9 protein-coding genes are annotated in these 8,340 nt (G+C 64.0%); 8 read left to right on the plus strand and 1 reads right to left on the minus strand.

Going from position 1 to position 8,340, the window contains the following annotated elements:
* The 4 genes from EOA75_RS24660 to EOA75_RS24675 all read left to right on the plus strand — a co-directional run.
* Nucleotides 1–684 (plus strand): ATP-binding cassette domain-containing protein (locus EOA75_RS24660; RefSeq protein WP_127325381.1); only part of this gene is annotated, 684 nt, incomplete at its 5' end.
* A gap of 1 nt (nt 685) precedes the next feature.
* Nucleotides 686–2,113 carry an HlyD family type I secretion periplasmic adaptor subunit gene (locus EOA75_RS24665; RefSeq protein ID WP_127325382.1) on the plus strand — a complete coding sequence of 476 codons (1,428 nt, stop codon included), beginning with the start codon at nt 686–688 and terminating at the stop codon, nt 2,111–2,113.
* 136 nt (nt 2,114–2,249) lie between these two features.
* Nucleotides 2,250–2,900, plus strand: a complete 651-nt coding sequence (locus EOA75_RS24670) for a TetR/AcrR family transcriptional regulator (protein WP_127325383.1) — start codon at nt 2,250–2,252, stop codon at nt 2,898–2,900.
* Between the two features lie 57 nt (nt 2,901–2,957).
* Nucleotides 2,958–4,121, plus strand: a complete 1,164-nt coding sequence (locus EOA75_RS24675) for an isovaleryl-CoA dehydrogenase (protein ID WP_127325384.1) — start codon at nt 2,958–2,960, stop codon at nt 4,119–4,121.
* A 17-nt stretch (nt 4,122–4,138) separates the two neighbouring features.
* Here EOA75_RS24675 and EOA75_RS24680 read toward each other — a convergent pair whose 3' ends face one another.
* Nucleotides 4,139–4,531, minus strand: a complete 393-nt coding sequence (locus EOA75_RS24680; protein WP_127216774.1) for a hypothetical protein — start codon at nt 4,529–4,531, stop codon at nt 4,139–4,141.
* A 244-nt stretch (nt 4,532–4,775) separates the two neighbouring features.
* Here EOA75_RS24680 and EOA75_RS24685 point away from each other — a divergent pair, with 244 nt between their 5' ends.
* The 4 genes from EOA75_RS24685 to EOA75_RS24700 form a co-directional block, all read left to right on the plus strand.
* Complete coding sequence (locus EOA75_RS24685) at nt 4,776–6,383, plus strand: carboxyl transferase domain-containing protein (protein WP_127325385.1); 1,608 nt, start codon at nt 4,776–4,778, stop codon at nt 6,381–6,383.
* 2 nt (nt 6,384–6,385) lie between these two features.
* On the plus strand, nt 6,386–6,916 hold the full coding sequence (locus EOA75_RS24690) for an O-acetyl-ADP-ribose deacetylase (protein ID WP_127216773.1): 531 nt from the start codon (nt 6,386–6,388) through the stop codon (nt 6,914–6,916).
* A gap of 120 nt (nt 6,917–7,036) precedes the next feature.
* Nucleotides 7,037–7,411: a hypothetical protein gene (locus tag EOA75_RS24695; protein WP_164747538.1), complete on the plus strand. Its 375-nt coding sequence runs from the start codon at nt 7,037–7,039 to the stop codon at nt 7,409–7,411.
* 49 nt (nt 7,412–7,460) lie between these two features.
* Nucleotides 7,461–8,340 (plus strand): biotin carboxylase N-terminal domain-containing protein (locus tag EOA75_RS24700; protein WP_127325386.1); only part of this gene is annotated, 880 nt, incomplete at its 3' end.

Here is an 8,340-nt window from a genome sequence, read left to right on the forward strand (position 1 = left end):
CTGCTGGAGGATATCGACTTTTCGCTCGACGCCGGCTCCGGCATGGGCCTGATCGGCCCGAGCGGCTCCGGAAAATCCTCGCTCGTGCGCGCGCTCGTCGGCGTATGGCCCACGATGCGCGGCAAGATCCGTCTCGACGGCGCTGCAATCGAGCAGTGGCCGGCGCAGGCGCTTGGCCGCCATATCGGCTATCTGCCGCAGGATGTCGAATTGTTCGCCGGTACGGTCGCCCAGAACATCAGCCGCTTCGACGAGAACGCCATGCCGGAGGCGATCATCGAGGCCTCCCAGGCTGCCGGCGTGCACGACATGATCCTGCGCCTGCCCGAAGGCTATCAAACCGAGATCGGCGAGAGCGGCGCGGCACTTTCCGCCGGACAGCGTCAGCGTCTAGGCCTGGCGCGCGCGCTGTTCGGCAATCCGTTCCTCGTCGTGCTCGACGAGCCGAATTCCAACCTCGATGCCGCGGGCGACCAAGCGCTGACGCGTGCCATCGAAGGCATCAAAGCGCGCGGCGGCATCGTCATCGTGGTCGCGCATCGTCCCAGCGCCCTCGCCGCGCTCGACCACTTGCTGGTGCTGAATGGCGGCAGGCAGCAGGCATTCGGGCTGAAGAGCGAGATCGCACGGCAGGCTTTGCAGCCGGTGACGAAACCGCTGCATGCGGTCGGATCGGCGGGCTGAGATGAGGTCGGCAACTCCCTATTTCAAAGCCGATGCGTTGCGCGTGGTGCGCGACTTCGCATTGTCCGCCAGAGCGCGCGCGATCGCGCTGCTCGACCGCGGTTCGAAGCCGATCGAAGGTGCTTCGCCCCAGCAGCAGCGCTTGCGTCAGGCCATTCGCAGGAACGTCCGGGCGGGAGCGATCGCAGCGGCGCTGCTTGTCGGCGGGCTCGGCCTTTGGGCGGCATCAAGCAGTCTTGCCGGAGCCGTGGTCGCAGGCGGCCATCTGGTCGTCGGCTCGAACGTGAAGTCCGTCCAGCATCCGCAAGGCGGCGTCGTCGGCGCTCTCAACGTGCAGAACGGCAGCACGGTCGAGGCGGGCGACGTCCTGGTGCGGCTGGACGACACGGTGGCGCGTGCCAATCTCGCCATCGTCGACAACGGTCTCGACGAGCTCTCTGCCCGCCGCGCCCGGCTGATTGCCGAACGCGACGGCGCCCAGGCGGTGCTCTATCCCGAGCAGCTGTCGGGAAACGCGCATGCCCCTCAGATTGGTCATCTCATCGACGGCGAGAACAGGCTGTTCGCGCTGCGGCGGCAGGCGCGCGAGGGCAAGATTTCACAGCTACGCGAGCGCATCGTGCAGTTCCGTCAGGAGATCGCGGGTATCGAGGCCCAGCTCAGGAGCAAGCAGCAGGAGATATCCCTCACCAAGATCGAGCTCGAGGGCATGCGGGACCTCTGGAAAAAGAAGCTGGTGCCGATCTCGCGTCTGGCCGATCGCGAACGCGCCGAGGCAAGGCTCGACGGCGAAAACGGGCAGTTGATCGCCGCCGCCGCGCAGACGCGCGGGCGCATCAGCGAGATGGAACTGGCGATCATCCAGATCGATCAGGACCTGCGCAGCGAAGTGGCGGGCGAACTGAGGGAGATCGACGGCAAGATGAGCGAACTGCGCGAGCGTCAGATCGCGGCCGAACAAACGCTGAAGCAGATCGATATCCGCGCCCCGCAATCGGGCCGGGTGCATCAGCTGGCCGTGCACACGATCGGCGGCGTGATCGCGCCCGGCGAGGCGATCATGCAGATCGTGCCGAGCGCCGACGCGCTGGTGGTCGAGGCGCGCGTCGCGCCGCAGGACATCGACCAGGTGCGCATCGGACAGAACGCCACGCTTCGCCTTTCGGCCTTCAGCCAGCAGATCACGCCGGAAGTCGAGGGCCAGGTTGACCGTATCTCGCCCGACCTCATCGAGGACCAGAAAGCCGGGGTCGCCTATTACGCGGTGCGCATCGTGCTGACGCAAAGCAGCCTCAAACAGGCGGGATCGCTGGAACTGAAGCCGGGAATGCCGGCGGAGGTGTTCCTGAGAACCGGCGACCGCACGGTGCTTTCCTATCTGCTTAAGCCCCTGACCGATCAGGCGAGCCGCGCTTTCCGCGGCGATTAAGTCGCTCCGCTCTACAGATCCAGCCGAGGCTTGCGTCAGACCGAGTGCAGGCCCTTGCCCTTCGGCCTGAACACCTTCGCTTGCCCGCTTGAATTAATTGAACGTTCGTTTTATTATCTGCTTCGCAGAGGCAAACATGGCACGCACCACGGGTTCAGATGGCGAAAAAACCGAGGCGGCCGTTCGCGAGGCGGCGGTCGGCCTGATCGCGCGGCTCGGCTATGAGGCGATGTCGATGCGCCAGCTGGCGACCGAAGTCGGCGTGCAGGCCGCCGCGCTCTATCGCTATTTTCCCACCAAGGAGGATCTGCTGTTCACGCTGATGCGCGAGCATATGGAAGGCCTGCTCAAGGCCTGGGATGACGCGCGCCTGGCAGCGGCCGATCCGGCGGCGCGGCTCGCCGCCTATGTCGAGAACCACATTGCCTTCCATATCGAGCGGCGCCGCGCCACCCATGTCTCCAACATGGAATTGCGCAGCCTCTCGCATGAGCGGCTGACGCAGATCCTCAAGATGCGCACGGCCTATGAGAAGGAATTGCGCGCGATCCTGCGCGACGGCGCCGACGCCGGCATCTTCGAGATCGACGATGTCGGCCTGACCGCCATGGCGCTGATCCAGATGATGACCGGCGTCATCGTCTGGTTCCGTCCGGGCGAGCGGCTGTCGATCTCTGAAGTCACCACGACATATCTTTCGATGACAAGGCGGCTCGTCGGCGCGAAGATCGGCGCCGGCAGCGCAACGCGTCCCGTCCGACGCGCAAAGGAGGCCGCGGCACTTTGATTTCGCGCATTATCCTTATCGAAGTCGATTTCGGGGTCATGCGCCGGGAGGAACGCCATGTACATCAATACGCTGAACTTCGGGCTTGATGCCGACATCGAGGCGTTGCGCAATACCGTAAGGCGCTTCGCACAAGACAGGATCGCGCCAATCGCGGCCGATATCGACCGCTCCAACGAATTCCCGGCACATCTGTGGGGGGAGCTCGGCGAGCTCGGCCTGCTCGGCATCACCGCCGATCCCGAGTTCGGCGGCAGCGGTATGGGCTATCTCGCGCATGTCGTGGCGATGGAGGAGATTTCCCGCGCATCCGCCTCGGTCGGCCTCTCCTACGGCGCGCATTCCAATCTCTGCGTCAACCAGATCAACCGCTGGGCAACGCCGGCACAGAAGGAGAAATACCTCCCTGCGCTCTGCTCGGGCGAAAAGGTCGGCGCGCTGGCGATGTCGGAATCCGGATCAGGCTCGGACGTCGTGTCGCTGCGGCTGCGCGCCGAAAAGCGCAACGACCGCTATGTGCTCAACGGTTCGAAAATGTGGATCACCAACGGACCCGATGCCGAGACCTTGGTGGTCTATGCCAAGACCGATCCGGAGCGCAATTCGCGCGGCATCACCGCCTTCATCATCGAAAAAACCTTTGCCGGGTTTTCGGTGGCCCAAAAACTGGACAAGCTCGGCATGCGCGGCTCGAACACCGGCGAGCTCGTCTTCGAGAATGTCGAGGTGCCGTTCGAGAATGTGCTGCATGAGGAAGGGCGCGGCGTCGAGGTGCTGATGTCGGGCCTCGACTATGAGCGCGCCGTGCTCTCCGGCGGGCCGATCGGGCTGATGGCGGCCTGCCTCGACGTGGCGGTGCCTTACGTGCATGAGCGCAAGCAGTTCGGCCAGCCGATCGGCAGTTTTCAGCTGGTGCAGGGCAAGCTTGCCGACATGTATTCGACGATGAACGCGGCGCGCGCCTATGTCTACGCCGTGGCCGGTGCCTGCGACCGCGGCGAGACCACGCGCAAGGACGCCGCCGGCTGCGTGCTCTTCGCGGCCGAAAAGGCGACGCAGATGGCGCTCGATGCCATCCAGCTGCTCGGCGGCAACGGCTATATCAACGATTATCCGACCGGGCGGCTTCTGCGCGACGCCAAGCTCTACGAGATCGGCGCCGGCACCAGCGAGATCCGCCGCTGGCTGATCGGCCGCGAGATCATGGCGGAGGGAGTGTGATGTCTCCCTCCGTCACCTCAGCAGAACGCCTTGGGCAGGTCGTCGGTCGGCTTGGCGACGATCTGATGCTCATCGCGCCACAGAACCTCACGCTGGCGCCGGGACGTGATCGAGCGCACAGGCAAGCCGCCCTCCTCGATCAGCCAGGCGCAATAGCGCGCACGGCTGATGGCTTCCTTGGCGTTCGGGTGGAACCAGCAGACGCCCCAAATCGGCTCACGGCGCTTGAAATGCCGCCCAACCCGGCCAGGAATGGGCAAATGCCGATTGAACCAGTCGAACTGATCCTCCAGTTCGCCATGGATCCAGTCCGGGCAGCCATTCCGGTACAAGTACCAGGACGCATGGAAAAAGCCGCTCTCTACCCGGCTCTTCGGATGGATCAGCGGCGTTACAAACCGCACATACATAGTGACACCCACAGCGCTTGCAGGCGCCGTGTTCCTTTTGCTCGAATCCGGGACGTGGAAAGCCGCCCTTCAGCGGCGTCAGGCCATGGCCGAGGGGAGACATTTGGTGAAACGCATATCGATGCCTTTCATCGTCGCCTCCTGAGGTGTCATTCGTACAAAAGATGCCGCGCTGCGCACGCAGCATCCGGGTGCGGGCTGTTACACTGGTTGCGTTGCGGCATCAAGAGGTGTGAGGAATAACGTGGCCACACTCCAAACCCAAATCTCCCCCTCCTCGGAAAGCTTCCGCGCCAATGCCGAGCGCATGCGGGCGCTGGTCGACGATATCGCCGAGAAGGCGGCGGGCATCGAGCGCGGCGGCTCGGACGAGGCGCGCGAGCGCCACCAAAGCCGCGGCAAGCTGCTGCCGCGCGAAAGATTGGCGCAACTGCTCGACACCGGCTCGCCTTTTCTCGAGGTCGGCCAGTTCGCGGCATGGTCGATGTATGGCGAGGATATTCCGTCGGCCGGCATCATCACCGGCATCGGCCGTGTCGAAGGCCGGGAGGTGATGGTCGTCGTCAACGACGCGACGGTGAAAGGCGGCACCTATTATCCGGTGACGGTGAAGAAGCATCTGCGCGCGCAGGAGATCGCGCTGCAGAACAAGCTGCCTTGCGTCTACCTGGTCGACAGCGGCGGCGCCAACCTGCCCAACCAGGACGAGGTCTTCCCCGACCGTGAGCATTTCGGCCGCATCTTCTACAACCAGGCCAACATGTCGGCAGCCGGCATCCCGCAGATCGCTTGCGTCATGGGCTCCTGCACGGCGGGCGGGGCCTATGTGCCGGCGATGTCGGACGAAACGATCATGGTGCGCAACCAGGCGACCATTTTTCTTGGCGGCCCGCCGCTGGTGAAGGCTGCCACCGGCGAGGACGTCAGCGCCGAGGAGCTCGGCGGCGCCGAGGTCCACACCAGGCTTTCCGGCGTCGCCGACCACTATGCCATGGATGACGAGCACGCGCTGGCCATTTGCCGACGCATCGTCAAGAACCTGAATCGGAACAAGGCCGTAAGCCTGAACTTACAGAAACCAGTATCACCGCTTCACGATCCGCATGAACTCTACGGCATCGTGCCGACTGATTTGCGCCAGCCCTATGACGTTCGCGAGGTGATCGCGCGTCTGGTCGACGGTTCCGAGTTCGACGAGTTCAAGCAGAATTACGGCACCACCTTGGTCACCGGTTTTGCGCGTCTGCACGGCATGCCGGTCGGCATCCTCGGCAACAATGGGGTGCTGTTCTCGGAAAGCGCGCTGAAGGGCGCGCATTTCATCGAGCTCTGCTGCCAGCGCGGCATTCCGCTGATCTTCCTGCAGAACATCACCGGCTTCATGGTCGGGCGAAAGTATGAGGCCGGCGGCATCGCCAAGGACGGCGCCAAGCTGGTCACGGCGGTCGCCACGGCACGCGTGCCGAAGCTTACGGTGATCATCGGCGGTTCGTTCGGCGCCGGCAATTACGGCATGTGCGGCCGCGCCTATTCGCCCCGCTTCCTGTGGATGTGGCCGAATGCGCGCATTTCGGTGATGGGCGGCGAGCAGGCGGCGACGGTGCTCGCCATGGTCAAGCGCGAGGGCATCGAGCGCAAGGGCGGTGAGTGGAGCGCCGAAGAGGAAGCGAAATTCAGGAAGCCGATCCTGATGAAATACGAGCATGAGGGTCACCCGCTCTATTCTTCGGCAAGGCTTTGGGACGACGGCATCATCGATCCGGCCAGGACGCGCGAGGTGCTGGCGCTCAGCCTCTCGGCGGCGCTCAATACCGGGGTCGAGGAAACGAAGTTCGGCGTGTTCAGGATGTGACGATGAGCGGCGTCAGCGATAGGATCCGCGTGCATACCGGCGACATCACCAGGCTTAAGGTCGATGCCATCGTCAATGCCGCCAATTCCTCGCTGCTCGGCGGCGGTGGTGTCGACGGCGCTATCCACCGCGCCGCCGGGCCGGAGCTGGTCGCCGAATGCCGCACGCTGAACGGCTGCAGGACCGGGGATGCCAAACTGACGAAAGGCTACCGGCTGCCGGCGCGCTATGTCATTCACACTGTCGGCCCGGTCTGGCACGGCGGGGGCGAGAGCGAGGCGGAGTTGCTCGCCTCCTGCTATCGGCGCTCGCTGGAGATTGCCACCGGTAAGGACTGTCGAACGATAGCATTTCCGGCGATCTCGACCGGCATCTACGGCTATCCGAAAGATCAGGCTACCGAAGTAGCCGTCGGCACGGTTGCTGTTTTTCTAGGCGAATACGCCATCCCCGAGACCGTCACTTTCTGCTGCTTCGACGATCTGACTGCCAGACTATACAGCTCAGCCGTTGCTGCGATTGGGGGAGCCTGAACTTTATGACAAAGACGTTCCACCCGTTCACGAGATCGAGATTCTTGAGTGACCATCTAGCGACGCCGGCAAATATTCGATATTGCTCATCCTGCATTGTCTCATGGGGATGGGGTAAAAATGACACGAGAATATCTGCGGAAAGCATCCGCGTCGATACTTGCAGGAATGCTTATATGCGCCTCGTGCGGCGCTGTCGTCGCCGGGTCGCTGGCTGGAAGCGAGGGGGACAAGCGCTTTCCACCCTACATCCCACGCAATCCCAAGGATCCGTGCAACAGGGCGTACAAGGCCTATCTGGCGGCGAGCGGCCATTCAGCCTACGCGACCACGCCTTATGCCCGGATCATGTCGTCTTATATCATCTGTGGTGGACACCTGAATGCGCCGTCCCAAAAGGTTGCGGAAGAGCTGGCGATGAAATCCTGCCTGGCCACGCGCGCGCACTACAAGGTGACTACGGGCGGCGCCTGCGAGATCGCCGCATCGAAGTAGGCCCGCGCCTGCCGAATTGGCGCTGCCCGTCGCAAACTCGGAAGGCTTCATGTTCGGCAAGATCCTGATCGCCAATCGCGGCGAGATCGCTTGCCGCGTCATCCGCACCGCGCGCAAGCTCGGCGTGCGAACAGTCGCCGTCTATTCGGAGGCCGACGCGCGAGCGCTGCATGTCGAGATGGCCGACGAGGCGGTGCATGTCGGCCCCTCGCCGGTCGGTGACAGCTATCTGCGCGGCGACAGGATCATTGCCGCGGCGCTTGCCACAGGCGCCGAGGCAATCCACCCCGGCTACGGCTTCCTGTCGGAGAACCCCGACTTCGTCGACCAGGTGACGGCGGCGGGCCTCATCTTCATCGGCCCGTCCGCCGCCTCGATCCGCGCCATGGGGCTGAAGGATGCCGCCAAGCGGTTGATGGAAAAGGCCGGCGTTCCGGTGGTGCCCGGCTATCACGGCGAAGCGCAGGAGATTGTGCTGCTTGCCACAAAAGCGCGCGAGATCGGCTACCCGGTGCTGATCAAGGCGCGCGCCGGCGGCGGCGGCAAGGGCATGCGGCGCGTCGACCATCCGGACGACTTCTCCGAGGCGCTGTCCGGAGCGCGGCGCGAGGCCAAGGCTGCCTTCGGCGACGACCGCGTTCTGGTCGAAAAATATGTCGACAAGCCGCGACACATCGAAGTCCAGGTGTTCGGCGACAATTTCGGCAATGTCGTGCATCTTTTCGAGCGCGACTGCTCGGCGCAGCGCCGCCACCAGAAGGTGATCGAGGAGGCGCCCGCCCCCGGCATGACGCCGGCGCTGCGCAAGGCGATGACGGAAGCGGCGGTGAAGGCCGCCAAGGCAATCAGCTATTCGGGCGCCGGCACGATCGAATTCATCGTCGATGCTTCCGAGGCCCTCAAAGCCGACCGCTTCTGGTTCATGGAGA

Origin of the sequence: Mesorhizobium sp. M1A.F.Ca.IN.022.07.1.1 (genome assembly GCF_003997575.1) — a bacterium.
Taxonomy (GTDB): Bacteria; Pseudomonadota; Alphaproteobacteria; order Rhizobiales; family Rhizobiaceae; genus Mesorhizobium.

Excerpts from the sequence above, each read along its gene's own strand:
- EOA75_RS24665 (WP_127325382.1), top strand. The coding sequence starts at position 686 with ATGAGGTCGGCAACTCCCTATTTCAAAGCCGATGCGTTGCGCGTGGTG.
- EOA75_RS24670 (WP_127325383.1), top strand. The coding sequence starts at position 2,250 with ATGGCACGCACCACGGGTTCAGATGGCGAAAAAACCGAGGCGGCCGTT.
- EOA75_RS24675 (WP_127325384.1), top strand. The coding sequence starts at position 2,958 with ATGTACATCAATACGCTGAACTTCGGGCTTGATGCCGACATCGAGGCG.
- EOA75_RS24680 (WP_127216774.1), bottom strand. The coding sequence starts at position 4,531 with ATGTATGTGCGGTTTGTAACGCCGCTGATCCATCCGAAGAGCCGGGTA.
- EOA75_RS24690 (WP_127216773.1), top strand. The coding sequence starts at position 6,386 with ATGAGCGGCGTCAGCGATAGGATCCGCGTGCATACCGGCGACATCACC.
- EOA75_RS24695 (WP_164747538.1), top strand. The coding sequence starts at position 7,037 with ATGACACGAGAATATCTGCGGAAAGCATCCGCGTCGATACTTGCAGGA.